This is a genomic window from Tepidicaulis sp., assembly GCF_965222285.1.
Taxonomy (GTDB): Bacteria; Pseudomonadota; Alphaproteobacteria; order Parvibaculales; family Parvibaculaceae; genus Tepidicaulis.
In genome coordinates, this window is record NZ_OZ244942.1 from 3,399,787 (window position 1) to 3,426,060 (window position 26,274).

The 26,274-nt window shown below is 61.7% G+C and carries 24 protein-coding genes and 1 tRNA gene; 15 read left to right on the forward strand and 10 right to left on the reverse strand.

The features are described from left to right. Nucleotides 1–142 precede the first annotated feature (142 nt). Entirely contained in the window at nt 143–2,086 is a 1,944-nt protein-coding gene (gene acs, locus ACOQOT_RS16315; RefSeq protein WP_420560214.1) for an acetate--CoA ligase, read from the forward strand. Nucleotides 2,087–2,252: 166 nt separating this feature from the next. Further along, nucleotides 2,253–3,071, forward strand: coding sequence for an MBL fold metallo-hydrolase (locus tag ACOQOT_RS16320; protein WP_420560215.1), 819 nt, complete (start codon nt 2,253–2,255; stop codon nt 3,069–3,071). Between the two features lie 57 nt (nt 3,072–3,128). Here the strand turns inward: ACOQOT_RS16320 and ACOQOT_RS16325 are convergent, their stop codons facing one another. The 5 genes from ACOQOT_RS16325 to ACOQOT_RS16345 form a co-directional block, all read right to left on the reverse strand. Further along, the gene (locus tag ACOQOT_RS16325) at nt 3,129–4,334 is read right to left on the reverse strand and encodes a hypothetical protein (RefSeq protein ID WP_420560216.1); all 1,206 of its coding nucleotides are present in this window, start codon (nt 4,332–4,334) and stop codon (nt 3,129–3,131) included. A 45-nt stretch (nt 4,335–4,379) separates the two neighbouring features. Beyond that, nucleotides 4,380–6,452 (reverse strand): methyl-accepting chemotaxis protein, encoded by a 2,073-nt coding sequence (locus tag ACOQOT_RS16330; protein ID WP_420560217.1) that lies wholly within the window; start codon nt 6,450–6,452, stop codon nt 4,380–4,382. 138 nt (nt 6,453–6,590) lie between these two features. Then, entirely contained in the window at nt 6,591–7,046 is a 456-nt protein-coding gene (locus ACOQOT_RS16335) for a thermonuclease family protein (RefSeq protein WP_420560218.1), read from the reverse strand. 70 nt (nt 7,047–7,116) lie between these two features. After that, nucleotides 7,117–7,803, reverse strand: coding sequence for an extensin family protein (locus ACOQOT_RS16340; RefSeq protein ID WP_420560219.1), 687 nt, complete (start codon nt 7,801–7,803; stop codon nt 7,117–7,119). A gap of 31 nt (nt 7,804–7,834) precedes the next feature. Then, on the reverse strand, nt 7,835–8,071 hold the full coding sequence (locus ACOQOT_RS16345) for a DUF1674 domain-containing protein (protein ID WP_420560220.1): 237 nt from the start codon (nt 8,069–8,071) through the stop codon (nt 7,835–7,837). Nucleotides 8,072–8,198: 127 nt separating this feature from the next. On the opposite strand from ACOQOT_RS16345, the gene htpX reads away from it, so the two are divergent. Continuing rightward, entirely contained in the window at nt 8,199–9,065 is an 867-nt protein-coding gene (gene htpX, locus ACOQOT_RS16350) for a zinc metalloprotease HtpX (protein WP_420560221.1), read from the forward strand. Nucleotides 9,066–9,082: 17 nt separating this feature from the next. On the opposite strand, the gene ACOQOT_RS16355 is transcribed toward htpX, so the two are convergent. After that, entirely contained in the window at nt 9,083–9,628 is a 546-nt protein-coding gene (locus ACOQOT_RS16355) for a GNAT family N-acetyltransferase (RefSeq protein ID WP_420560222.1), read from the reverse strand. Nucleotides 9,629–9,837: 209 nt separating this feature from the next. On the opposite strand from ACOQOT_RS16355, the gene ACOQOT_RS16360 reads away from it, so the two are divergent. The 6 genes from ACOQOT_RS16360 (at nt 9,838) to ACOQOT_RS16385 (ending at nt 16,808) form a co-directional block, all read left to right on the forward strand. Then, nucleotides 9,838–11,205, forward strand: coding sequence for an RsmB/NOP family class I SAM-dependent RNA methyltransferase (locus ACOQOT_RS16360; protein ID WP_420560223.1), 1,368 nt, complete (start codon nt 9,838–9,840; stop codon nt 11,203–11,205). Nucleotides 11,206–11,335: 130 nt separating this feature from the next. After that, nucleotides 11,336–11,845: a Dps family protein gene (locus ACOQOT_RS16365; protein WP_420560224.1), complete on the forward strand. Its 510-nt coding sequence runs from the start codon at nt 11,336–11,338 to the stop codon at nt 11,843–11,845. A 216-nt stretch (nt 11,846–12,061) separates the two neighbouring features. Then, nucleotides 12,062–12,721 carry a ribulose-phosphate 3-epimerase gene (rpe, locus tag ACOQOT_RS16370; protein WP_420560225.1) on the forward strand — a complete coding sequence of 220 codons (660 nt, stop codon included), beginning with the start codon at nt 12,062–12,064 and terminating at the stop codon, nt 12,719–12,721. Nucleotides 12,722–12,772: 51 nt separating this feature from the next. Beyond that, the gene (locus tag ACOQOT_RS16375; RefSeq protein ID WP_420560226.1) at nt 12,773–14,656 is read left to right on the forward strand and encodes a heparinase II/III family protein; all 1,884 of its coding nucleotides are present in this window, start codon (nt 12,773–12,775) and stop codon (nt 14,654–14,656) included. A 119-nt stretch (nt 14,657–14,775) separates the two neighbouring features. After that, on the forward strand, nt 14,776–16,377 hold the full coding sequence (gene purH, locus ACOQOT_RS16380; RefSeq protein WP_420560227.1) for a bifunctional phosphoribosylaminoimidazolecarboxamide formyltransferase/IMP cyclohydrolase: 1,602 nt from the start codon (nt 14,776–14,778) through the stop codon (nt 16,375–16,377). A 14-nt stretch (nt 16,378–16,391) separates the two neighbouring features. Continuing rightward, nucleotides 16,392–16,808 carry an NUDIX domain-containing protein gene (locus ACOQOT_RS16385; RefSeq protein WP_420560228.1) on the forward strand — a complete coding sequence of 139 codons (417 nt, stop codon included), beginning with the start codon at nt 16,392–16,394 and terminating at the stop codon, nt 16,806–16,808. On the opposite strand, the gene ACOQOT_RS16390 is transcribed toward ACOQOT_RS16385, so the two are convergent. Together ACOQOT_RS16390 and ACOQOT_RS16395 are read right to left on the reverse strand one after the other, a co-directional pair. Beyond that, on the reverse strand, nt 16,805–18,283 hold the full coding sequence (locus tag ACOQOT_RS16390) for an MFS transporter (protein ID WP_420560229.1): 1,479 nt from the start codon (nt 18,281–18,283) through the stop codon (nt 16,805–16,807). The two genes, ACOQOT_RS16385 and ACOQOT_RS16390, sit on opposite strands and share 4 nt — an antisense overlap. Nucleotides 18,284–18,363: 80 nt before the next feature. Further along, entirely contained in the window at nt 18,364–19,788 is a 1,425-nt protein-coding gene (locus ACOQOT_RS16395; protein WP_420560230.1) for an MFS transporter, read from the reverse strand. A 139-nt stretch (nt 19,789–19,927) separates the two neighbouring features. Between ACOQOT_RS16395 and ACOQOT_RS16400 the strand changes: the two genes are divergently transcribed. Beyond that, nucleotides 19,928–20,941: a D-2-hydroxyacid dehydrogenase gene (locus ACOQOT_RS16400; protein ID WP_420560231.1), complete on the forward strand. Its 1,014-nt coding sequence runs from the start codon at nt 19,928–19,930 to the stop codon at nt 20,939–20,941. A 65-nt stretch (nt 20,942–21,006) separates the two neighbouring features. On the opposite strand, the gene ACOQOT_RS16405 is transcribed toward ACOQOT_RS16400, so the two are convergent. Further along, nucleotides 21,007–21,081: transfer RNA gene (locus tag ACOQOT_RS16405), tRNA-Gly, on the reverse strand. Nucleotides 21,082–21,343: 262 nt separating this feature from the next. Here ACOQOT_RS16405 and ACOQOT_RS16410 point away from each other — a divergent pair. Next, the gene (locus tag ACOQOT_RS16410; protein WP_420560232.1) at nt 21,344–21,874 is read left to right on the forward strand and encodes a prolyl-tRNA synthetase associated domain-containing protein; all 531 of its coding nucleotides are present in this window, start codon (nt 21,344–21,346) and stop codon (nt 21,872–21,874) included. A 62-nt stretch (nt 21,875–21,936) separates the two neighbouring features. Here the strand turns inward: ACOQOT_RS16410 and ACOQOT_RS16415 are convergent, their stop codons facing one another. Beyond that, complete coding sequence (locus ACOQOT_RS16415; RefSeq protein ID WP_420560233.1) at nt 21,937–23,673, reverse strand: methyl-accepting chemotaxis protein; 1,737 nt, start codon at nt 23,671–23,673, stop codon at nt 21,937–21,939. A gap of 344 nt (nt 23,674–24,017) precedes the next feature. Between ACOQOT_RS16415 and trxA the strand changes: the two genes are divergently transcribed. Genes trxA through ACOQOT_RS16435 form a run of 4 tightly spaced genes read left to right on the forward strand, consistent with a single transcriptional unit; the run spans nt 24,018 to nt 26,265 of the window. After that, nucleotides 24,018–24,941 carry a thioredoxin gene (trxA, locus tag ACOQOT_RS16420; RefSeq protein ID WP_420560234.1) on the forward strand — a complete coding sequence of 308 codons (924 nt, stop codon included), beginning with the start codon at nt 24,018–24,020 and terminating at the stop codon, nt 24,939–24,941. A 52-nt stretch (nt 24,942–24,993) separates the two neighbouring features. Then, the gene (locus ACOQOT_RS16425; RefSeq protein ID WP_420560235.1) at nt 24,994–25,677 is read left to right on the forward strand and encodes an LON peptidase substrate-binding domain-containing protein; all 684 of its coding nucleotides are present in this window, start codon (nt 24,994–24,996) and stop codon (nt 25,675–25,677) included. A 16-nt stretch (nt 25,678–25,693) separates the two neighbouring features. Next, nucleotides 25,694–25,909, forward strand: a complete 216-nt coding sequence (locus ACOQOT_RS16430) for a Trm112 family protein (RefSeq protein WP_045441767.1) — start codon at nt 25,694–25,696, stop codon at nt 25,907–25,909. Continuing rightward, entirely contained in the window at nt 25,906–26,265 is a 360-nt protein-coding gene (locus ACOQOT_RS16435; protein WP_420560236.1) for a gamma-butyrobetaine hydroxylase-like domain-containing protein, read from the forward strand. Before ACOQOT_RS16430 ends, ACOQOT_RS16435 begins: the two co-directional genes overlap by 4 nt. Nucleotides 26,266–26,274: the final 9 nt, after the last annotated feature.

Here is a 26,274-nt window from a genome sequence, read left to right on the forward strand (position 1 = left end):
AAAACGCTGCTCTCACGAGTGTGAAGACCCCTGCTTGCTGCCCCTTGCCCAAGTGCCCATAATGCGCCCCAACCGGCTGAAAGAGCCCGGAAATCCGCCCACTCTAAAGAAGCCTGTAAAGAAGAACGGCAGGGAGGCCGCCATGTCAGAACCCCAGACTTTTCCCGTCCCCCAGGATTGGGCCCGCCGCGCCTATGCAGATGAAAACGCCTACCGGAAAATGTATGAGGCCAGCATCGACAACCCGGAGGGGTTCTGGCGCGAGCACGGCCAGCGCATCGACTGGATAAAACCCTACACCAAGGTCAAGAATGTCTCCTACGACAAGAGCGATCTGCATATCCGCTGGTTCGAGGACGGCACGCTCAATGCCTCGGCCAATTGCGTCGACCGGCATCTGGCCCACCGGGCCGACAAAGTGGCGATCATCTGGGAAGGCGACGAGCCGACCGACGACAAGAAGATCACCTACCGCGAGCTGCACGAGGAAGTGTGCAAATTCGCCAATGTGCTGAAATCGCAAGGCATCAAGAAGGGCGACCGCGTCACCATCTATATGCCGATGATCCCGGAAGCCGCTTACGCCATGCTGGCCTGCGCGCGCATCGGCGCGGTGCATTCGGTGGTCTTTGGCGGCTTCTCGCCGGACAGCCTGGCGGGCCGGATCGAAGACTGCGAATCGAACTGCGTCATCACCGCCGATGAAGGCGTGCGCGGCGGGCGGAAAATTCCCCTGAAAGCCAATATGGACAAGGCGCTGGAAAAATGCCCGGGCGTCAAATCCGTTATCGTCGTGAAGCGCACGGGCGGCGATGTCACCATGAAAGAGGGCCGCGACATCTGGTACGAAGAAGCCAAGGCCAAAGCCAGCGCCGACTGCCCGCCCGAGGAGATGAGCGCCGAGGACCCGCTTTTCATCCTTTATACGAGCGGTTCGACCGGCAAGCCCAAAGGCGTGATGCACACGACCGGCGGCTACATGGTCTATACCTCCATGACCCATCACTACGTCTTCGATTATCACGATGACGATATTTACTGGTGCACGGCGGATGTCGGCTGGGTGACGGGCCACTCCTACATTCTCTATGGCCCGCTCGCGAACGGCGCAACGACGCTGATGTTCGAAGGCGTGCCGACCTATCCTTCCCCCTCGCGCAGCTGGGAAGTCTGTGACAAGCACGGCGTGAACATCTTCTACACCGCGCCCACGGCGCTTCGCGCGCTGATGCGTGAAGGCGAAGGACCGGTGAAGAAAACCTCGCGCAAGTCACTGCGTCTTCTCGGCTCCGTGGGCGAGCCCATCAACCCGGAAGCCTGGCTCTGGTATTACAATGTGGTGGGCGAAGGGCGCTGCCCCATCGTCGATACCTGGTGGCAGACGGAAACGGGCGGCATTTTGATCTCGCCGCTGCCGGGCGCGACCGCACTGAAACCGGGCTCGGCAACGCTGCCCTTCTTCGGCATCAAGCCGGTGCTGGTCGACAATGAAGGCAAGGAGCTGGAAGGAGCAACGCAGGGCAATCTCTGCATCGCCGACAGCTGGCCGGGCCAGATGCGCACCGTTTACGGCGACCATCAGCGCTTTATCGACACATACTTCTCGCAGTTCCCCGGCAAGTATTTCACCGGCGACGGCTGCCGGCGCGATGAAGACGGCTATTACTGGATCACCGGCCGCGTCGATGACGTGCTCAACGTCTCCGGCCACCGCATGGGCACGGCGGAAGTGGAATCGGCACTCGTCGCCCATGCCAAAGTCGCAGAGGCCGCCGTGGTCGGCTATCCCCACGACATCAAGGGCCAGGGCATCTATGCCTATGTGACGCTGAATGTCGGCGAGGAACCGAGCGAGGAACTGCGCAAGGAACTCGTGCAATGGGTGCGCAGCGAAATCGGCCCCATCGCCTCGCCCGATCTCATTCAATGGGCGCCCGGCCTGCCGAAAACCCGCTCCGGCAAAATCATGCGCCGCATCCTGCGCAAGATCGCCGAGGACGATTTCTCCAATCTGGGCGATACCTCGACCCTGGCGGACCCCGGCGTCGTCAATGATCTGATCGACAACCGGCAGAACAAAAACTGACCGGACCTCCCAAGACACACAAAAGGCCGCCTCTTAAGGCGGCCTTTTTCTTATCCTCTTCCAATCCGCGCGCCATTCCCCATATGGGTCTCATCGGGCAGCGAGGAAACGGGAGGAGCGCGCCCTGCTGAGCTGGCAGGTTGGAAACGTCACGATCAAACGGCTTGTGGAATTCGAAGGCCCGCTGCCGGGCGGCGGCAAGGGCTCGATGGTGGAAGAGGCCTATCCGGAAGAAGTGAAAAAGATCGATTGGCTCACGCCGCATTTCGCCACCGAGGAAGGCCATATCATTGCCGCGGTGCAGGCGCTCCTCATCGAAACGCCGGACAAGAAAATCATCGTCGATACCTGTGTCGGCAATGACAAGAAACGATCCAATCCTTTCTTCAACGAATTGCAAACCCCGTTCCTGAAGCACTTGGCGGATGCCGGCTGGGACCGGGAGAAAGTCGACATGGTGCTCTGCACGCATTTGCATGTGGACCATGTAGGCTGGAACACCATGCTGGTGGACGGCGAACGGGCGCCGACTTTTCCCAATGCGGATTATCTGATCGCGCGCAATGAATGGGACCATTGGCGTAAAGAAATCAACGGTCCCGATCAGGCACCGGTGATGGAAGATTCCGTCCATCCGATTTTCGATGCGGGTCTTGCCAAACTCGTCTCGGAGGACGAGCGCATCAGCGATGAAATCCGCCTGATGCCGACACCGGGCCACACGCCGGGCCATGTTTCCATCGTCATCGAAAGCGAAGGCAAGACCGCCATCATCACCGGCGATATCATGCACCATCCCTGTCAGATCGCCCGGCCTTCTTGGGCAAGCGGTTTCGACACCGACCAGACTGCCGCCCGCGCCACCCGCGCCGCGTTTCTAAAAGAAGTGGAAGGGAAAGACATTCTCGTCCTCGGCACCCATTTCGCCGCGCCGACCGGCGGCTATGTGCGTGAAGAGGGCGAGGGTTACCGCTTTCACGTCTAAGAAAAAGGGGCAGCGCTGCCGCTGCCCCTTCCGCGCCTCCCTTAAAGCGCAGATCTTTTAAAGCGAATAGGCAAGCTGCACCCAGACCTTGTCCCTGTCTGCAAAACCGTTTTCCCCATCGAAGAAGGCGGCCTTAAGACCGAGAGAAAGGTCATGCGGCAGCTTCGCGTTCAGCGTGAAGTCCAGCTCATCGCCATAACTGGCCGAGCCGCGCTCGGCTTCGAAATCGTGATAGGTCGCGCCGAAGGCAATCCCGCTCAAGGGTCCGAGATCGCCGAACGTGTATGAACCGCCCGCATAAAGATCCTGAATGCCGTTGACCGGCGTCGTCAGGAACGCATCGGCAAAGCCTTGGAACTTATGCAGCGTGGCGATGGGTGTCGAAAAGCCCTGTGTGCCATTGCCTTCCAGCACTTCACCGCCAAGCGTGACTTCCCAGGCGTCTTTGCCGGCTTTGACCTCCCCGTGCCAGTAATCGAGCGAGAGGCTCAAGGGATTGTCGTCATAATCTTCCTGATGGGCATATTCCGCCACGCCCTTGAGGGAAAAGCCCGCGGCCTCCGTCTTGCCGTCGAGCCGCAGCCCGATGGTGCGCGTGGAAAGCAAAGGCGCCTGATCGAGCGAGAGGAAATGCCCATAAGCTTTTGCGGTAAGCGCATCGCTAAAGGCGTAGGCAATCTCACTGAGATGCGTTTCCCCGTTATACCGGCCATTGGGTGAGTTGTCCCCGAAGATGCGGTTGACCTGATCCACATAAGCGTAAGTCACACGCAGGTTTTCGATGCTCTCGAAATCGAGCTTGAAAGCATCGAAAGTCTGCTCGTTCTGACGCCAGCCGACATTGCCGACAAAGCGGCCATTGCCGAGAATAATGCGCTGGCGCCCGAGCGTCGCCGTCACACCGCCGTTCTGATAAGAAACCTGCGCACGGTTGAGCTCGGTATCTTCAGGATCGGCCACCACCGGATAATTGCCGCGCCCGTTCACCGTGTCATTGTAGCGGCCAAGACCGAGATCAATGACGGTTTCCCCTTCCACAAGAAAAGTGAACCCGTAAAGCGCGCCCGTCTCGAACCCGTAGCGGGCACGGAAGGTCGTGGCATGGGCATCTTCCGGCAGGCCTTGCTGATCGACATACTCATAGCGCAGCCGCGTATCGAGAATGGGCTTGCCTTCCTCCCAAAGCGCCGACAGCGTCTCCCCGGCGAAAGCCGGCGTGGCAAGGCCTGACAAGAGCACGGCGCCTGCAATGGTTTTCTTCATTTTCATCTCCTGCTTCCTTTCCTGACAAGTGGCCTTTGGGCGGCCTTAGGCGGCCTTGATTGCCTGCAGGAATGTCTGGATCGTTTTTTCCAATGAACCGCGGGCAGCGGAAAGCCCTTCCGCCGCGCCCAGTACTTTTTTCGATGCTTCACGCGTTTCGCCCGTGCTCGCGCGCACGTCCGAAATCTGCTGCGTCACTTCCTGGGTGCCGCGGGCTGCATCATTCGCACTCGTGGAAATTTCCGCCGTCGCGGAGCTTTGCTGCTCCGTCGCACTCGTCACGGAGGCGGCGATTTCCATATTCTCGCGGATGACGGATTGAATATCGGCCACGACCGACACCATCCGCTCGCTTACGGAACGCACTTCATCGACATTGGTGGAAATATCCGCCGTCGCCTTGGCGGTCTGCGTGGCCAGCGCCTTGACTTCGGAGGCAACGACGGCAAAGCCCTTGCCCGCTTCCCCCGCCCGCGCCGCCTCGATCGTGGCGTTGAGGGCTAGAAGGTTCGTCTGCTCGGCGATTTCGTCGATAAGGCTCGTGATCTCACCGATGCGCTGGGAGGCGGCGTTCAAAAGCTCGACGGTTTCCACCGCGTTCTGCGCCTTGTCCACCGCCTGCTGGGTGATTTCGGAGGAACGCTTGATCTGCCGCATGATCTCGCGCGAGGAAGAATCCATTTCCTCCGCGGCAGCCGCCACGGTCTGCACGTTGGAGGACGTGCGCTCGGCGATATCCGTTACCATGCCGCTTTGCTGTTCGGTCTGCTCGGACACGCTGGACAGCGTGCCGGCCACCCCTTCCAGATGCGCCACGTTTTCGGTGAGCTGCGACATGGCGGCAAGCACCTCCTCGTCGAAACTCCGGATCGAACTATCGACCGCTGCGGCCCGTTCATCGCGCCGCGCCTGATCCTCGCGCGCTGCCTGTTCGAGCGCTTCGCGCTGCTCCGCCCCTTCCTTGAAGGACAGAAGCGAGGCGGCCATGAGCCCGAGCTCGGATTTCGCACCCTCGCACGGCACCTCGACATCGAGCCGGCCACCCGACAAAGACTGCATCGCATCGGCCAGCGATACAAGCGGCCGCGTGACGCTTTGTGCAACGATATAGGCACAGAAGGAAAGCGCTCCCGCCCCGATCAGCGAGAGGGCAAGCGCGATCGTCATCGTCACGCGCGCATCCGCCGCAAGCCCGCTTGCCCGCTCCATTAGATGCATGTTCAGATCGTCCTCGACCTGCTTGAGCAGATTGATCTTCTTCGTGATCTCGGCAATCCAGTAAGGCCCGCTATAAGGCCCGCCCGCTACATCGCCGCGCCGGGAAATAACGTATTCCCGCATTTTGGCAACGTTTTCCACGGCCTCGCCCGTCACGATGCGCTTGTAAGCGTCCCGCGCTTCCTGCGTCGCCAGTCCGTCGAAAGAAGCAAGAAAGGCCTGTTGCTGAGCGATGAGGCCGATCACACGGCCTAGCAGCAATTCGGAAAGCTGACCGGAAGCAAAACCCGGCGCTGCCGCCGCCCGCTCCTGGCCCGCCCGTTCCTTGGCTTCCAGGAACGCGACATAAGACGCGATTTCACGGCTCAGCCCCGCATCCTCGGAAATCCCCGCCATGGTCTTAATGACATCGAGCAGGATTGCGATCGTGCCGCTATACCAATCGGCCATGGCTGCCGCTTCAAGATTAAGCGCGGAAATATCGGCGCGGGTGCGGGTGAGCTCTTCGAGCCGGGTCAGGCTCTTGGCCACTTTTTTCTCGAAGGCTGGGTCCTGCGCGCCCATGTCGAAGGCATTGAGCGCCCCGTTGAGCGCGGCAAGCTTGCTGTCGGTATCCGCCCGCTGCGCATTCAGCGACGTTACGAATTCCGCGCTGCCCTTCGCCCCGATGAAGCCCGCGGACTGGCCGCGTTCTTTCTGCAATTCGTGAATGACGTTGGAAAATCCCGGCGCAAGCTGCGCCAGATTCGAGAGCGCCTGGTAGGTGCGCGTGTCGCTATAGGCATTCCAGGAAATAACGGCCCCCGTCAGAGCCAGAAAGAAAAGCGGCAAGGCCGTCAGGCCGATGATCCGCTTGGTGAGGCTGAGGTTATTCAGCGCCCGCTCGACTGTGCCGATCACGGTATCCCCCTTGGAGTTGAGTAAGGGCGATAATCGGCACGCCTATGGCTTGCCTCTTACAACCCCAACCTCATCCCCACACGGACAATACAACCTGAAAGGTTAGAAACTGGTGAACCGGGGTGTAGTTTCGAACACCTAGCTGACGCCGCACCACCCCGCCCGCGCCCCGCCCTCGTAAGGCCGCGCGAAACCGGCGGCGGTCAGCCGCTCGGCAAGATCGCCGAGCTCCGCCTCGCGGACATGCGCCAGCACCCGGCCGGCATATTTGCCGTAATGAATGCCCGAAAGTGCGACGGCCTTACCCTCCACCCGGGAGAGCCAAGCCTTGGCGGCGCGGGCCTTTTCCTTTTCATCGGGGCATTTACCGCGCAGCTCCGGCGTGTCGATCCCGGCAAGACGTACCCGCACGAAAACATCCTGCCCGAGCCAGATGCGCGCCCGCACATCGAGCGTGTCCCCATCCACCACCCGCACGACTTCGGCAGGAACGGGGCCTGCAAGCGTTTCCGCCGCGCGTGCGGGCGCATTCGGCCCGAAAGCCGTCAAAAATAGAAAAGCGCACACGCCCGCTATGAGGGAAAATCGTCTCATGCTCGATTTATACGAGAATGACGGTTTTAGCGCCAGCCCGGAAAGCGGCAAGCGGGCTAGGGGCGCCAGATCAGCGGCAATAGCCCCAGCCGCTCAACTCGAAATGGAAATGGTCTTTGTGCCGGTCGTTGTAGTCGGGGCCGAGCACCCCGCCGAAAAGCCCGCAGGCCCCTTCATGAACGCGGGCGAGAAACTCTCCTTCCGGCGTTTCCTTGCCCCAGTCTTCCAGCACGGTGATCCGCCGCCCGTCTCTCAGCTCGAACCCCGCCACATCGATCGCTGCGGCGCTGGCATGTTTCGAGCGCCGGCCTTCTTCGGCATTATTGACGTTGCGGCAGGAATAGGTGCCGTAATGCAAAACGCGTTTGACCTGGCTTGAAAGAACCTCTTCGGCGGCGGGCATCACCTCATGGCGCTCCCAGAGAAGCAGCGAGACCATGGCCGGGCAGGCAAGGCGCACGCCGCCGCCGTAATTCAGCTTGCCTTGAAGGAGCCGCAGCGCATGAAGCGCGCCGCAGCCTTCCCGTTTGGAAATGATGGCGTCATGGGCATAGGAAATTCCGTCCTTACGCGCCGCCTCCTTCTCCATCACCGCGCGGCAGGCCGCCGGATCGCCCGCAATCCAGCGCTGTTTCAAAGGCGTTGCGAAGGTGGGCTCATGGGAAAGTTCGAGCGGGGCGAAGGGATTGTAAGGGGCGGGCAGGTTCCAGAGAACGAGAGCGCAGAACCCGGCCACGCCCAGCAGGACACCGAGCATGAGCGCTGCCGTGGCAAACCGGGTCGGGCGTTCAGAAATCGCTCAGGATCCCTTTCTTTTCCCAGTCCCCGTAGCGGGTCGGCTCCGGCCCGTCCTGGCCGCCAAGCTCGCGCGGACGCGCCGCCTCCTGCGCTGCGCGTTCGGCGCGGCGCGCATCGGCTTCCGCAAGCGCCCGCTGAGCCGCGGGCGGCAAAAGCTTGCGTCTTTCTTCTTCCGAAAGCGGGGCCTCTTCGGGCGCGCCCGTCTCTGTCTCGCTTGAATTGCTCATCACGCTCCAACATATAGAAAGATGCCCCAGCGGCGTCCAGCTTCCTATCGGCGTTCTGCCGGAGAAGGCAAGCGTCGGGTAAGAATCGGGCAAAAAGAAGAACGCTTATCGGATAGAGGTCCGGCAAATGAATATGGTCAAAACGGGCATGCTGCTTGCCGCCATGACGGCACTTTTCATGGGGATCGGCTTCATGCTGGGCGGCGAGGCAGGCATGCTTCTCGCGCTGCTCCTTGCCGGCGGCATGAACCTCTTTGCCTATTGGAATTCCGACAAGATGGTGCTGCGCATGTATGGCGCGCGCGAGGTGGACGAGGCCGCCGCGCCGGAATTCGTGCGCATCGTCCGCCAGCTTGCCGCCAATGCAGACCTTCCCATGCCGCGCACCTTCATCATCGAGACCGACCAGCCGAACGCTTTTGCCACAGGCCGCAATCCGGAAAACGCCGCCGTCGCCGCCACCACCGGGCTCATCCGGATGCTTGAGCCCGAAGAGCTTGCCGGCGTCATGGCCCATGAGCTTGCCCATATCAAGAACCGCGACACGCTGATCATGACCGTGACGGCAACCATCGCCGGGGCGATTTCCATGTTGGCGAATTTCGCGCTCTTTTTCGGCGGCAGCCGCAACAACCCGCTCGGCATTGTCGGTGTCATCTTGATGATGATCCTCGCTCCGCTCGCCGCCGCCCTCGTGCAAATGGCGATCTCGCGCACCCGCGAATATTCCGCCGATGCAGGCGGCGCGGAAATTTGCGGACGCCCGCAATGGCTCGCCTCGGCTTTGAAAAAGATCGAGCAGGGCGCTTCCCGCATCGACAATGAACCGGCCGAGAGCAATCCCGCCACTGCCCATATGTTCATCATCAACCCGCTGCATGCCCATAAGCGCGACAGCCTTTTTTCGACGCACCCGGCCACGGCGAACCGCGTGGCAAAGCTGATGGAAATGGCCGGGCTCGGCACAAGCGCGCCCAAACGTCCCTGGGGCTGAATGAGAGGCGGGGCGGCTTAAAGCGCCTGCCAGTCTTTCCGGCTCATGGCATAGATGAGAAAATCCGTGCCGCCCACATCGATGGAGCGGGCCTCACGTTCACCGAGCTTTTCGGCAACGCGGCGTGAGGCGGCGTTTTCCGGATGGATGATCGAACAGATCTCATCGGGCCCCAGCGCCCGGAAGGCCATGTCCCGGCAGGCGCGCGCCCCCTCGCTCGCATAGCCCTTGCCCCAATGGGTTTTGTCGATGAACCAGGAAAGTTCGAGCCCCGGCCAGCCATCCGGATACCAAAGCCCGAGCCGGCCGAGAAACGCGCCGCTTGCTTTTTCTTCCACCGCCCAAAGCCCGTAGCCGCGTAAATGCCAATGGCCGATCATCAAAGCGATGACGGACCAGCTTTCATCCGCGCTCACCGCGCCGCCGATCATATAGCGCATCATATCGGGATCGGCATGAAGGCGGGCAAGCGGAGCAACATCTTCCGCCCGCCACTGGCGAAGACGCAGGCGCTCGGTTTCAAAGGAAAGCGGAAGAGAGGCGTTGGAAACGGCAACAGACATGGGGAAAAGGTTTTCAGAAAAGCGTATCTATTTTCTTATCCCTTCCGATTTTCCCGCCTGAAGGTGGACTGGCCAAGTCACGTAGCGGTGATCGCAGAGGGGTCCATCTGCTTACAGACGAATTAAAGGGAAGGTGAACCCCGCCAATGCCCCCTTGGCCTGCGCCCTGCCATATGCTCTAACCGCGCTCAGAAACGAGTGAGAGCGCCATGACGGACAAACCCGGCAAGAAGAACCAAAAGTCCCCGGCTCCGGTCAAATCCCGCCAGACAAGCGGGGTGCCCGCGCGCGTCGCCGCCCATGAGCTGATCGCAAGGGTGCTTTTCGACCGGATCTCGCTGGATGAGGCGCTCCTTGCCTGCGAGCCCATGCTGGGCGCGCTCGAAACGAGAGACCGCGCTTTTGCCCGCGCCATTGCCGCCACCAGCCTGCGCCGGCTCGGCCAGATCGAGGCGCTTTTGACAAAGTTTCTCGACAAGCCGCTGCCGGAGCGGGCCAAGCGCGGGGGGGTCATTTTGGTCGCCGCTGCCGCCGAGCTCCTTTTTCTCGGTGTCAAACCCCATGCGGCGGTCAATGCCGCCGTTGGCGCCGCCGCGCTCGATCACAAGACGCGCCCGCTCAAAAATCTCGTCAATGCCATTGCCCGGCGCATCGACCGGGAGGGCAAAGAAATTGTGGAAGGCCAAGACGCGGAAAAGCTGAATACCCCCGCCTGGGCCTGGGAAAGCTGGCAGCGCGCTTACGGGGAAGAGACCGCGCGCGCCATTGCAAGCGCGCATCTGAAAGAGCCGCCGCTCGATTTTTCGGTAAAGGAAGACGCCAAAGGCTGGGCCGCGCGGCTGGAGGGCACGGTTCTGCCGACGGGCAGCGTGCGCCTTGCCAAAACCGCCGCGGTTGAAAAACTGCCCGGCTTTAAAGCGGGCGGCTGGTGGGTGCAGGATGCCGCCGCGGCGCTACCCGCCAAAATGCTGGGCGATGTAAAAGGCAAAGACGTGCTCGATCTATGCGCCGCACCCGGCGGCAAGACCGCCCAGCTTGCCGCGGCAGGTGCCCATGTGACCGCGCTCGATAAATCGGCAAGCCGCCTTGCCCGCATCCGTGAAAACCTGAAACGCCTTTCCCTTGAGGCCGACCTTGTGAGTGCGGACGCCTTGCGCTGGAAACCGGAGCGCAGCTACCCGCTTATTCTGCTCGATGCTCCCTGCTCGGCGACGGGCACCGCAAGGCGTCACCCGGATGTGCTGCATCTGAAAAGCGCCGAAGACATCGCCAAACTTGCCGATCTGCAATTCCGCCTCCTAAGCAAGGCACTCGGCTTCCTCGCCCCCGGCGGCACGCTCATCTATTGCACCTGCTCGCTGGAAGAAGCCGAAGGCCCGGCGCAGATCGAAAAGCTGCTGCGCAACCGCAAGGACATTGCCCGCCTGCCCATTGCGCCCGGCGAGCTTGGCGAAGACGCGGATGCCCTGGCCCCGCTCATCACGGCGCAGGGCGATCTGCGCACCCTGCCCGCCCATTTCGAAAGCCTTGGCGGGCTTGACGGCTTTTATGCCGCCAGGCTTCAAAAGCTAGCCTAAGATACTGATTTTATTGGGGAACAAGGTTTCTTTAGAAGCGTTCTTGCTTGTGAATGATCCAGTCACTTCCGGCCCCGGGGCACTCTCCTCCCGCCCCTGGCAGGCCGGCAAGAAGATGAAGGAGAACGTCATGAGTAAGGTTGCTGCCCTGAAAGAAAGCCCCCGCGAATCCCATATTCATACCGGCATCAAGGATGAAGAACGCAAGAAGCTCGCCGATGCGCTGGGCGGCGTTCTGGCCGATACCTGGGTGCTGCTCGTCAAGACCCAGGGCTTCCACTGGAATGTGGTCGGCCCGCATTTCTACGGCCTCCACAAGCTCACCGAAGAGCATTACGAGGATCTTTTCGCCGCTCTCGACGATTTGGGGGAACGGATCCGCGCGCTCGGCCATTTCGCGCCGCAGAGCCTGTCCGAGGTTTCCGAGCTTTCCTCCATCAAGGAGCAGGAAAACCCGGCCGCGGCGGACAAAATGATCCACCAGCTCATCGACAATCACGAGAAAATCGTGCGCCGGCTGCGCAATGCCGCCGAACATGCCGACAGCGCCGGCGACAAGGCGACGGACGACCTCCTCACCCAGCGCCTCGAAAAGCACGAAGAAGCGATCTGGATGCTGCGCGCGATCGTCAGTGAATAACCTCACCCCCTGAAACGCGCTCAGCGCTTCCGGGCGGCGCCTCTCCTTCTCGGCGCCGCCCGTTTTTTGTCTGAAGGCTCCGCTTTTTGTCTGAAGATTACGGCCGATGACCGGCAGGCACAGGCCCCGGCCCTTGCGCCAAGTTTGCTTGCGCGCCCGGAATCGCGCTGTTAAGCATGGACCTTAAGAGAAAGACCCCTTAGGCAGCACGAGTAAATGAGCCAGAGCATCAAGATCGCCCCGTCCATCCTGTCCGCCGATTTCGCCCGTCTGGGTGAGGAAGTGCGGGCCATCGACGAGGCCGGCGCCGATTACATCCATGTCGATGTCATGGACGGGCATTTCGTCCCCAACATCACGATCGGCCCGAATGTCGTCAAAGCGCTCCGGCCGCACTCGAAAAAGACCTTCGACGTGCATCTCATGATTGCCCCGGTCGATCCTTATATCGATGCCTTTGCCGATGCGGGCGCCGACATCATCACCTTTCATCCGGAAGCGGGCGCCCATATCCACCGCACCATTCAGTCGATCAAGGCGCGGGGCCTGAAAGCGGGCCTCTCGCTCAACCCGGCCACGCCGCTGAATGTGATCGACCCGATTTTGGAAGATCTGGACCTCATTCTCGTAATGAGCGTTAATCCGGGCTTCGGCGGGCAGTCTTTCATCGAATCGAGCCTGCCGAAGATCGAGGAACTGCGCCGCCGCATCGACGCCACCGGAAAAGCGATCGACCTGGAAGTGGATGGCGGCATCAATATGGAAACCGCGCCGCGCGTCATCGCTGCAGGCGCGGATGTCCTGGTTGCGGGCACCGCCACCTTTAAAGGCGGCCCGTCCGCCTATGCGAGTAATATCAAGGCCCTGCGCGGCTGAACCAGCGCCGAAGGCCTTGAGCGAGGGAGCCGCACGAAGCGGGTTTAGGCCTTGAGCGAAGAGCTTGCCGCATCACGCGCGCCGACCAAAGGCGCCCGGTCCGAACATCACATCATGCCCCCGGGCAACCGGACGGCGGACCTGATTGTCGCCGCGGCCCGGCGCACGCTCGATCATGCGCTCGCTTATATTTACGGCACCCGCGCCTATGGCCTCACGCTGCGCGGGCCGATGCCGGACCATATGGTCCATTACCCCAAAGACCTGCGCCCCGGCCGCGCCGACAAGGGCGCCGCTCTCATGCATGGCCGCTTCGACCTGCCGGGCGGCCAGGTGCGCGTCACCGACACCTCGCCTTTTTTGGCGGAACCGCCGAGCGAAACCTGGGCCGAGGAACTGCACGGCTTTTCCTGGGCCCGGCACCTTTCCGCCCGGGGCGATGCCCATGCGCGCCAATTCGCACGGCTGCTCATCGAAGACTGGATCGCCACAAGCGGGCGCTGGCATCCCATTGCCTGGCGCCCCCATGTCATCGGCCGCCGGCTCATCTCCTGGGTCGCCAATGGCCGGCTGATCATGGAAGACAGTGAACTCGTCTACCGCTCGACGCTCCTGCGCAATATGGCAAGTCAGGCCCGTCATCTCGCCCGCGTGGCAGGCGGCGCCCCGGCGGGCGAGCCGCGGCTTACCGCGGCGCTCGGCCTTGCCTTTTCCGGCCTCTGCCTTTCCGACGGGCCGAAGCGGCTCGCCAAGGGCCTTGCCCTGGTCTGCCGGGAGCTGCGCGAGCAGATCCTGCCCGATGGCGGCCATATCAGCCGCAGCCCCGCCGCTCAGCTTTCCATCCTACTGGATCTCGTCTCGCTGCGCGAAGCGCTGATCGCAAGGCGCCAGGAAGTGCCGATGGATGTGCGCAACGCCATCGACAGGATGATGCCGATGCTGCGCTTCTTCCGGCACGGCGACAGCAAGCTGGCGCTTTTCAACGGCTCGAACGAAGGCCCGGACGGGGCGATCGATGCGGTACTCGCCTATGACGACACGAAGGGCAAGCCTTTCGGCTTTGCGCCCCATTCGGGCTATCAGCGCCTCTCGGCGGGCAAATCGACGCTCCTTATCGATACCGGCCCGCCGCCGCCCGGCCGCTATTCCCATGACAGTCATGCCGGCTGCCTTTCCTTTGAACTGAGCGCCGGGCGCTGCCGCCTCGTCGTCAATTGCGGCGACACACGCCTTTTCGGCCCGGACTGGCGCGCGGCGAGCCGGGCAACCGCCGCTCATTCGACCATGGTGGTCAACGACACCTCCTCGGCCCGCTTCACGCAAGGCGCGATGGCCCATCTCCTGCTCGGGCCCCGGCTCATGGAAGGGCCGAGCCGGGTGGAAAGCCGGCGCAACGAAACGGCGGACGGGATTTGGCTGGAGGCGAGCCATAACGGCTATCAGAAGCTTTTCGGCCTGATCCATGGCCGCCGGCTCTTCCTTGCCGCCAACGGCGAGGATTTGCGCGGGGAAGACCATCTCCTGCGCGTTACCGACGACGACACCCCGCCCTGGCATCCCGATTACTGGAAAAAGAAGACCGAGGGCGAAGCCTTTGCCTTGCGCTTTCATCTGCACCCGGAAGCGCGCGCCTCGCTTGCCCATGACGGCTCCAATGTGCTCGTCATGCTGCCGAACGGGGACGGCTGGCAGTTCCGCGCAAGGGTGCTGGGCGGCGGGGAAAGCACGCTCGCGCTCGAAGACAGCGTCTATCTGGGCGGCGGCGAAACCACCCGCCGCTCCGAGCAGATCGTCGTCTCCGGCCATGTCTTCAAGGACGAGGCGAAGGTGCAATGGGCCTGGCGGCGGCTCTCGAACGCCCGCCCCGCAAAGGGCGAGGAGGCCGAAGTGCCGGAATTCCCGGAACTGACCCCCGCCTCCCCGGTATCGGACTAAGGTTCACCCTTCACATAAATGGCAGGATTGCCGCAGGCAGGCCCCGCCCGCTTGGCGCGGGACGCGCTTTCATGCTATCGCCCTCCTCAATTGTCCTCCCGCCAACAAATGAGCCAATCATGCCGCACGCCAAAGCAGCCGATATTCAGCCCATCCGCCGGGCGCTGATCTCCGTTTCCGACAAGACGGGGCTGATCGAATTCGCCGCCGCCCTCAATGAGGCGGGCATCGAGCTGGTCTCCACCGGCGGCACCGCCCGGGCGATCAAGGAAGCGGGCCTGCCGGTCAAGGACGTCTCGGACCTGACGGGCTTTCCGGAAATGATGGACGGAAGGGTGAAGACCCTGCACCCCATGGTGCATGGCGGGCTTCTGGCCGTGCGGGACAATGAGGATCACAAGTCCTCCATGGAAGTGCATGGCATTGCCCGCATCGACCTTCTAGCGGTCAATCTTTATCCCTTCGAGGAAACCGTGGCGAAGGGCGCGGATTACGAAACCTGCGTCGAAAATATCGACATTGGCGGCCCGGCCATGATCCGCGCCGCGGCAAAGAACCACGACTATGTGACCGTGCTGGTGGACGGCGCCGATTATGCGCAGGTGATCGCCGAGATTACGGAAGAAGGCGGCACGACGATGAAGACCCGCCGCGCCCTTGCCCATAAAGCCTATGCGCGCACCGCCGCTTATGACGCCGCCATCTCCAACTGGTTCGCGGATGCGCTGAAAGAAGAAGCGCCGACCTACCGCGCCATCGGCGGCACGCTCAAACAATCGCTGCGCTACGGTGAGAACCCGCACCAGAAGGCAAGCTTCTATGTCACCGGCGAAAACCGCCCGGGCGTTGCCACCGCCGAGCAGGTGCAGGGCAAGGAGCTGTCCTACAACAATATCAACGACACGGACGCCGCCTTTGAATGCGTCGCCGAATTCAACCCGGAAGAAACCGCCGCCGTCGCCATCATCAAACACGCCAATCCTTGCGGCGTCGCGATGGACGGCTCGCTCGCCGAAGCCTACCGCAAGGCGCTGAAATGCGATCCGGTTTCGGCCTTTGGCGGCATCATCGCACTCAACCGCACGCTGGACGGGGAAACGGCGGAAGAGATCGCCAAGATCTTCACCGAAGTCATCATCGCCCCCGACGCCGACGAAGAGGCGCGCAAGATCATCGGCGCGAAGAAGAACCTGCGCCTGCTGGTCACGGGCGGCCTGCCCGACCCGCGCGCGCCGGGCCTTTTCGTGAAAACCGTGGCCGGCGGCTTTCTTGCTCAGACCCGCGATAATGGTGTGATCGACGATCTCGACCTTAAAGTCGTCACCAAGCGCAAGCCGGGCGCGCAGGAACTAGCGGATCTGAAATTCGCCTTCCGCATCTGCAAACATGTGAAATCGAACGCCATCATCTATGCCAAGAACGGCGCCACCGTGGGCATTGGCGCAGGCCAGATGAGCCGCGTGGATTCGGCGCGCATCGCCGCACGCAAATCCGAAGACGCGGCCCGCGAGGCAGGCGAGGCCGAAGCGCTGACCAAGGGCTCGGTCGTTGCCTCCGATGCCTTCTTCCCCTTTGCCGACGGGCTTTTGTCTGCAGCGGAAGCCGGCGCCACCGCCGTCATTCAGCCGGGCGGCTCGATGCGCGATGAAGAAGTGATCGCGGCGGCGGATGAAAAAGACCTCGCCATGGTCATGACCGGCATGCGCCACTTCCGCCACTAAAGGCATGGGCAATCATGGAACGCGGAGCCACCCATGCCATTGCCGTTAAAGCGCATATCTGGCGCGCGGGGAAACTCTTGATCCTGAAGCGCCAGGAAAACGATGAAGAATATGGCGGCTACTGGGACATTCCCGGCGGCCGCCTTTTGCCTGGCGAAGACGCGCGCCAAGGCCTTACGCGCGAAGTGCGCGAGGAAACGGGACTGGCCCCGCAAAAAATCCGCCCGCTCACCGTCTGGGATTATGAAGCAGGCGGCACGAAGGTCGTCGGCCTCTCCTTCCTTGCCCGCACGGAAGAAGAGAGGGTGCGCCTTTCAGCCGAGCACAGCGCCTATGCCTGGATGGCCCCGGAAGAAATGAGCGCCTACCGCTTTGCCGCCAATCTGGAAAAAGAAATTTCCTGGATCATCGAAAAAGGCTGGCACCTTTAAATTTCATCTTCCACCGCTTCCGCCCGTTCCTCGCGCACGAAAAGCATCAGCGCCATGCCGCCGCCAAGGAGCAAAAGCACGGAGGCGAAACCGGCGCGCTGGCTGTGAAATGCGGAAGTGGCAACCCCCACGAGCAGCGGGCCGAGAAACGCCGTCGCCGTACCCGACAGCGCATAGAGCCCGAAAAATTCCGACATCTTGGAGACGGGCGCAATGCGCGCCAGCATGGTGCGGGAATTGGCATAGGCCGCGGTAATGAAAATCGCGACGAGAATGACGACGCAAACATAAAGAAGTTCCGGCAAAGTGCGGAAGAAAGGCAGATCCCAAAGCGGGGCGGCGGTCGCCGCATCGTAAGGGAAGATGAAAAACATTTCCTGCGGCGTCATGGAAACGGCCAGCACCACACCGAGCGAGGTAAAGCCGATCGAAGTGAGAATGGCATTGCGCGAGCCCAGATGATTGTCGAGCCAGCCGCCGACGAAGCCGCCCAGCACCGCGAAGATAGAAAGCACCACGCCGTATATCGTCAGCGCCAGCGGCCCCCAGCCGAAAACCCCTGCCGCATAGACCCCGCCGAAAATCAGCACCGCCGTCTTACCGTCATTGTAAAGCATCCGCGCGATGAGATAGAGCGCGATATTGCGATAGTGACGCAGCCCCTTCACCGTGCGCCAGACCGTCTTCACCCCCTCGCGCACCGCGCCTTTGGGGGAAAGCCCCGTTGCCTTTGCATCCGGCGTGAAAAGGAAAAGCGGCACGGCGAAGATCAAAAGCCAAAGCGCGGCAATGGGCCCGGCAATGCGGCTGTTTTCATGAGCGCTTGTATCGAGGCCGAAAATCGGCACCTCGGGAATGAAGCTCCACGGCACCGCCCCCGGCAGCATGAAGGCAATCAGCATGAAAATCAGAATGAGGAGGGAACTGAGATTACCGAGCGCGAGACCGAGGCCGGAAAGCCCCGCGAGTTTTTTCTGCGGCGCGATATGCGGCAGCATGGAATTGTGAAAGACGGCGGAAAACTCGAAAGAGACATTAGCGATGATCACCGCCGCCGCCGCGCCCAGAATGCCGATCCCCGCATTCATCGGCAGCGCGAACCAGAGGCAGAAAGTAGCAAAGCCCATGGAGAGCACGAAAGCGGCAAGCCAGGGCTTGCGCCGCCCGCCTCTATCCGCAATCGCGCCTAAAAGCGGGCCGAAGATCGCGATAATGAACCCGGCAATGCCGTTGATATGGCCCCAGATCGCCTGGCCGCGTACGGGATCGCCCACCACCGTGCTCGAGAAGTAAGGCGCAAAAATATAGATCGTGATGAGGATCACATAAGGATTGCGCGCCCATTCAAAGCCCGCCCAGGCAAGCTGGCCTTTGCTATCCGCCGCCTCGAGCCCCGTTGCCGATAGAAGCTGCGCGCTTGCCTGCCCCGGCACCTGCACGCGCACCGGCTCCGCCTTCTGGTCCTGGTCCGCCACATTCCCCTCCCTTAAAGGCGTTTCTGCCGAACGCCTTCAAACGAGTGGAGCACAGGACGCGCAAAGAAGAAAGCTGCCCTTTAAAGCGCCGCGCTGCGTTCTTCACGCACGAAGAGAAGACCGAGAAGACCGACAAGGAGAAAGCCGATGATCACGGCAAGGCCCGCGCGCTGGCTTTCATAAATCCCCGTGGCAACGGCAATCGCGAAAGGCGCGATGAAACTCGTTGCTTTACCCGAGAGCGAATAAAGGCCGAAGAACTCCGTCATCATCGAGGCGGGCGCAAGGCGCGCAAGCAGCGTGCGCGAGGCGGCCTGCGCCGGCCCGCCGAATACCCCGATCAGAATACCGGAGACGAGATAGACCTGCTCGGCAAGGGACGAGAACGGCGCCCCGCCCGGCTCCACCGGCGGCACGGCAATGACAAAGAAAATTTCATCACGGGTGATCGAAACGGCTAGCAGCACCGAAAGCACGAGACCCGTCACGGAGATAACGATGGTGCGCTTCGAGCCGATCGCATCGTCAAGCCGCCCGCCGATGAAAGCCCCGATGGCAGCGAAGACGGAAAGCACGATGCCGAAAATTGCCAGCGTCTCGATCCGCCAGCCGAATGTGCCCGCCGCATAAATGCCGCCGAACGCGAAGATCGCCGCCAGCCCGTCATAATAGACCATGCGCGAAATCAGAAAGAGCGCGATGTTGCGGAAGCGCCCGAGGCTTGAAAGCGTGTGGCCGAGCTGCGCGAGCCCTTTGCGCGCGGCATCGGCAAGCTTCATGCGCGTGCGCGGCGCATCGGGCGTGAAAAGCAAGAGCGGCAGAATGAAAAGAAGAAACCAGAGCCCCGTCATCGGCCCGGTAAAACGGTCCGCCTCATGCAGCGCCGGATCGAGCCCGAGAATGGGCGTAAGGCCCGCCAGCGTCTTGCCCGTTTCTTCATTCGCTACCATCAAAAGCAGCACGATGAAAAGCGCGATGAGCCCGCCCACATAGCCAATGCCCCAGCCAAACCCGGAAAGCCGCCCCATCTTCTTTTCCGGCACGATGGCCGGCAGCATGGCGTTATTAAAGACGATGGCAAATTCCATGGAAAACGCGGCAACCACCACCGCGCCCATGATGAAGAACGCCCCCTCAGGCGCACCGGGCATGGCGAACCAGAGGCAGGAGATGGCAGCGGCAAAGACAAGCGAGAAAAACGCAAGCCAGGGTTTGCGCGCGCCGGTCTGGTCCGCGATGGCACCGAGGATGGGCGAGCCGAGCGCAATCACGAGCCCGGCCATGGACTGCGTATAACCCCAAAGCTCCTGGCCGCGCACCGCATCGCCGATGAAGCCTGAGGCGAAATAGGGCGCGAAAATAAATGTCGTGATCAGCGTGTAATAAGGCTGGTTGGCGAAATCGAACATCGCCCAGGAAAAGCGCCCGAGCGAGGAGGCAGGTGTACCGCCGCTCACCGTCAGGTGATCGCTGTGTTGTGTGATGGTTTCTTCTTGCGCGCTCATGGCTCCCCCTTGATCCCCCGCCTAGCCTGACGATCTTGCGCGCCGGCGCAACTTAAAAAGCAGATGCGGCGTAGCGCGCCACCATGACAGGTTCAAGACAGAGCCGACTTCGCACGGTATAACTCGGGCCAAGAAATGAATGAGTGAAACGGGAGAAGAGATCATGCGCGTGTTGATGGGCGAGACCGCTTTTGAACGGGTGGGGGAACGGGCCAAGAAAATCACCGCGGATTTCACCCCGCTTATCGTCACACCGGAAGGCGATATCCTGGACGCAGGGAAAACACTCGCCAAGGGCGACGCAAAGCCCGATGCCGCTTGGCTGAGCACCGACATCCTGATGACGAAAAGCATCTTCCCGTTCGTCGAAACATTGCTGGCGGGCGAAAAGCTCAAATGGGTGCAGTCGGGCGCCGCCGGTTTCGATCATCCGATCTTCAAGGACATCGCAAAGAAGACGGAGGCCTTCTGCAATTCGAACGCCCATTCCATTCCCATCGCCGAATATGTGATGGCCAGCGTCATGGCCGAATTGCAGCCCATTGCCGAGCGCCGTGCCGCGCAGGCGGAAAAGAAATGGCAGCGCCTTGGCTTCCGCACGGTCTGGGGCACGAACTGGCTCGTTATCGGACTCGGCAATATCGGCTCTACCATCGGCGCGCGGGCACAAGGCTTCGGTGCCCATGTCACCGGCGTGCGCCGCACGGCAAAGCCCTCGCCCGGGGCGGATGAAGTCATCACACCGGCAGAGGTGAATGAGGCGCTCGGCAAGACGGATGTCATCGTGCTCGCCTGCCCGCTGGGTGAGACGACGCGTCATCTGGTGAATGCGGATTTTCTCTCCCGCCTCAAAGAAGACGCGATCCTCGTCAATATCGGCCGGGGCGGGCTTGTCGATGAAGCCGCGCTTTTAAAAGGGCTGGATGAAGCGAAACCTGCCGCCGCGCTGCTCGATGTTTTCGAAACCGAGCCGCTGCCCGCCGAAAGCGCCTTCTGGGCACATCCGCGCGTGCGCCTTACCGCCCATTGCGCCGCCTGGAGCCCCGTCTCGGAAATTCAGAACGACACGCTCTTCCTGGACAACCTTGCCCGCTTCGCCAAAGGCGAAACGCTTCAGCAGGAAGTCCCCATCGCCCAAATTCTGGAAGGGTAAGCGCGGATAGCGCCATGCGCGCCGCAGCGCTGGCGTTTGAAACAGCTAAATGAAAGAGAAGAAAATGGAGCGGGCGATGAGATTCGAACTCACGACCCCAACCTTGGCAAGGTTGTGCTCTACCCCTGAGCTACGCCCGCCCACCGGGAGAAACGCCCCAAACGAGGCGCTGTCGAGGGCCGTTATATGCCTGAGACGGCGGGCGATTGCAAGCCCGATTTAGGCACTATTTTCGGGCTATTCGGGGGTTTTTTTGCCGCTCCCGGCCCGCCCGCCGTTCCAACTTGAGGCAAGAGGCGCCCGGTTTTGACAAAGAATGGGGCCGGAACGTAAATCTTCTCACCCATACGCGGCCCGCGCCTTTTCGAACCGCCCGCGCCTTTTCAAACCGGAAGAGACCCCATGCTGACCAGCAAGGAAGACCTGCTCGCCCATCTTGCCTCCCTCGGCCTTGAAACCGAGACGGTGGAGCATCCCCCGCTCCACACGGTCGAGGAAAGCCAGGCCTGGCGGCGGGACATGGCGCCGGGCGGGCATTTCAAGAACCTCTTTCTGAAAGACCGGGACGGCCAGCTCTGGCTCATCGTCGCGCTGGAGGAAACGCGGATCCGCCTCAACAAACTTTATAAGCGCATGGAAGGTGCCGCCCGGCTTTCTTTTGCGAGCGCCGAGCTAATGGAAGAGGTGCTGGGCGTCAAGCCGGGCTCCGTGACGCCCTTCGCGCTTGCCAACGATAAAGAGCGCCGCGTGCGGCCCGTCTTCGATAAGGGGCTTCAGGCCCATGAGCGGCTTTATTTTCACCCCCTCGACAACCGCGCCACCACCGCCATTTCAAAGACAGACTTCATGGCCTTCCTTGCCGATTGCGGCCATGAGGTGACTTTCATGGCGCTCGACGAAGAAGCAGAACATGAAGCCGGGCAAGAAGCCTGAAAAGAAAAGGGCGCCTGCATCGCCAAGCGCCCCTTCCCGTCCCCAATGCCCCTTGGAGCTTTTTATGCGCTGCGGCGCAACTGTTCGAGAAGGCCTCCCATCGCCTGTTCCAGCGTATCGGTCTGGCCGGAGACGAGATCGACGGCGGACATCAGCTTGCCGGCGGACTCTTTCGTTTCCTCCGCATTACGGCGCACGGTCTGAATGGCGCCGGAGACGGCCTGCGAGCCGGCGGAAGTGCGCTGGATATTGTTGGAAATTTCCTGCGTCACCGCATCCTGCTGCTCGACGGAGGAGGCAATGCCCGTCGTGTTCTCGCCAAGCTCGGTAATCGAGCGTCGGATGCTTTCCATCGCCCCGCTCACCTCCCGGCTGGCAGCGGCAAGCTCGGCGATCTTGGCCTCGATTTCCTCCGTCGCTTTCGTGGTCTGACCGGCCAGCGCCTTCACTTCCGAGGCAACCACCGCAAAGCCCTTGCCCGCTTCCCCGGCCCGCGCCGCCTCGATCGTGGCGTTGAGGGCAAGCAGGTTCGTCTGTTCGGCAATATCGTTGATAAGGCCGATAATCTCCGAAATGCTGTCGGCAGAGGCCATGAGATGGGCCACCTTGCCGGACGTGTCGCCGCTTTCACCGGCCACCCGGTCCGCCAGATTTGCCGCCGCGCGCACATTGCCGGAAATCTCGCCGATCGAAGTTGAGAGCTCTTCGGCCGCGCCCGCCATGGTCGAGACATCCTGCGAGGAGGCATCGGCCTGCGCCGTCACTTCCTGCGCCGTGGCGCCCGTTTCTTCGGACTGGCGCGTCATGGCGTGGGCTTCTTCACGCATCTGGCGCACCGCATCTGCGATCTGGCGGATGACCCCGCCCACCTGGCTTTCCATGTCGCCGGCAAGACCCGCCAGAAGCTGCTGGCGTTCCTCGGCGGCTTTGCGCTCCAGTTCCTGCTGTTCGGTCTGCAGGCGCTGGCGCTCGGCCACGCTTTCACGCAGCACATCGACGGCTTGCGCCACCTGGCCGATCTCATCGGCCTGGCCGCAATAAGGCACGTCGATATCGGAGCGGCCCTTGGCCACTTCGCTGATCGTTTCGGTGATGCCCACCAGCGGGCGCAGCATCATCCGGAAAGAGACGACGGCGATACCGATGGTCAGAAGCAGCGCGATGCCGGCCACGATGAAAATGCCCTCACGCACATTCGAGCGCATGACGGCGACTTCCGCCTTTTCGACCCCGGCATAGAGAATACCGATAATATCGCCCGCCGGATTGTAGATCGGCTCGTAGATCGTGTAATAGGCCTTGCCGAGAATGTTCGCCTCGCCCCGGAACGTCTCCCCCTTCATGATCACGGGATAGACCGCGCCGTCCTTGCCGAGCGGCGTGCCGACCGCGCGCCTGCCCGCCGAAGCGCCGATATTCGTCGTCTTGCGCCAGAAATCCTGCGAGGCCTTATCGAAGGCGAAAACCGTCACCGTCTCGCCCGTCATATAACCGATCCGGTCGATCAGCTTATGGTCGCTGAACTCGGGAATAGCCGGCATGGTGAGCTTATCGATCACGCCATTGTGATCGGAGGAAACGTTAAGTTCGGGCACCGCCTCACGCAACTCATTCGCCGCAACGCGCAAATTATCCTGCTGCTTGGCATTCACCTGACGCTCGATTTCACCGGCCATTTGCCACTCGGTGGAAACCGCCATGGCCGCCACCAGAACCGTCATTAACATACTGACCAATAAGGCGCTTTTCGTCGTCATCCGGATGTCGGAAAAGCGGATACGGGAGAAGATTTCTTTCATGCCTGCCCTCATGCCTCGGCTCGGCGGCAAGCCGCCGGGTTCGCCTTAAGCGTAAGGCCGGGGGCTTTGAAAAACGGTGAACATCAAAGCAAAATAGACGTTTCGCAATGGGCGATCCGGGCGATCCGGGCGTTCCGGACCTCCCCCGCCCACATTCGTCGCATGCCGCAAAACCAAAAGGGGAGAACGGGCGTCAGCGCCAAAAAAAGCCCCGACTTGCAGGAAAAGCCTTCCCGCTTTACATCCTAGGACACACCCGGCCAGGCGCCGCCTGCCAGCGGCGCTTTCAACCCAGATTGCCAAGAAAACGACTGCCACGGCCGGGGGCCAGAAAGGACAGTTTCATGGAACCGGTCATGCCAACTCAGACAGGCGGTGCGGGCGCTCCCCAAGGCGCCCTGATCAAGGACACCACGACCGAGACTTTCGCCGCGGATGTGCTCGATGCCTCCATGGAAGTGCCGGTCATTCTGGATCTCTGGGCGCCCTGGTGCGGCCCCTGCAAGCAGCTCGGCCCCATGCTGGAAAAGCTGGTGACGAATGCGGGCGGCGCGGTGCGGCTCGTCAAGATGGATATCGACCAGCACCCGGAAGTCGCCCAGCAGCTGCGCGTGCAATCCATTCCCGCCGTCTTTGCCTTTAAAAACGGCCAGCCCGTGGACGGCTTCACGGGCGTTCTGCCGGAAAGCCAGCTCAAACAGTTCATCGAGCGCTTGGCAGGCCCCGTCGGCCCGAGCCCGGCCGAGCAGATGCTGGAAGCAGGCCATCAGGCGCTCGAAGCGGGCGATCTGAACCGCGCCGGCCAGCTTTTCGCCGGCTGCCTGCAGGCCGAGCCCGGCAATCCGGAAGCCATTGCCGGCCTTGCCCAATGCTATTTGAAAAGCGGCGATGTGGAGCGCGCCAAGCAGACGCTGGAGCTCGCTCCGCCCGAACAGCGCCAGCATGCGGCTATTTCCTCGGCCCAGGCCGCCATCGCGCTTGCCGACAAGGCAGCGGAAGCCGCCTCCGTCGATACCTCCGCGCTTGAGGCACGCCTTGCCGAGAACCCGAAGGATCACGAGGCCCGTTTCGAGCTTGCCATGGTCAAGAATGCCCGCGGCGACCGGGAAGGGGCGGTGGACGAGCTGCTCACCCTGCTTACATATGACCGTAAATGGAACGATGAAGCCGCCCGCACCCAGCTGATCGAGCTTTTCGAAGCTTACGGCCCGATGGACGAAGTGACGAAGACGGGCCGGCGGCGGCTTTCCTCGATCCTCTTCAGCTAAGCTCTATGTGAGAAGCTGAGGCCAGTGAAACGATCATGAAAGCAGCCCGCCGATGAGCTTTATCGACCGATACCGGAGCCCGGCCGATTTGCCGGAGCGCCTCCCGGTTTTTCCGCTCGCCGGGGTGCTGCTTCTGCCGCGCACGCAAATCCCGCTAAACATTTTCGAGCCCCGCTATCTGGCCATGGTGGATGCGGCGCTCGCGGGCGACCGGCTGATCGGCATGATCCAGCCCGACGGGCTGGAGGCCATGGCGGCGCAAGGCGATCCGTCGGCAAAACCTGCGATCCATCAGGTCGGCTGCGCCGGGCGCATCACCGCTTTTTCGGAGACCGAAGACGGGCGCGTGCTCATCACGCTGACCGGCATTTGCCGCTTCAAAGTGAAAGAAGAGCTCGACACGATCACCCCGTTCCGCCAGGTACGCGCCGATTTCGGCCCTTATGCGGACGATCTCAACGCCGATACCGGCGCGGACAAAGTGGACCGCGAGCGGCTTCTGGATGTCCTCAAACGCTATCTGACGCGCTATGATCTGCGCGCCGACTGGCAGGCGATCAAAAATTCGGGCAGCGAAACGCTGGTCAATTCGCTTTCCGTCATCAGCCCTTACGGCCCTGCGGAAAAACAGGCGCTGCTCGAAGCCAAGACCCTGGAAGACCGCAACCAGATGCTGATCGCGCTCACCGAAATGGCGCTGGCGGGCGACAGCGAAGACGGCACCAACCTTCAATAGTCCTCAGGAGGGACAGATGGCAAACGCGACAGGCGATTCACAGCCGGGCATCGACCGCAAACTTCTGGAAATTCTGGTCTGCCCCGTCACCAAGGGCACGCTTGTCTATGACAAGGAACGCGGCGAGCTGATTTCGGAGAAGGCGCGCCTCGCCTATCCGATCCGCGACGGCATTCCGATCATGCTGCCCGAAGAAGCACGCAACCTGGATGAAGAGAGCAGCCCGGCATGAGTGAGGGACGCCCTTGGCCGACCGATGTCAATTTGAACAAAGGCGAACAGCTTCTCGAAATCGCCTTTGACGACGGTGCGCAGTTTCATCTGCCTGCGGAATATCTGCGCGTCGAATCCCCCAGCGCCGAAGTGCAGGGCCATGGGGGCGATGAAAAGAAGATCGTGCCCGGCAAGGAGCACGTGCGCATCGAGGCGCTGGAATCGGTAGGCAATTATGCCCTGCGCCTGATCTTCGACGATGGCCACGATAGCGGCCTTTATACCTGGGATTATCTTTACGAGCTCGGCGCCAACCAGAACGAGAAATGGCAAACCTATCTTGCCGAGCTCGCCAAGCGCGGCCTGAACCGCTAAGCCCGAAGC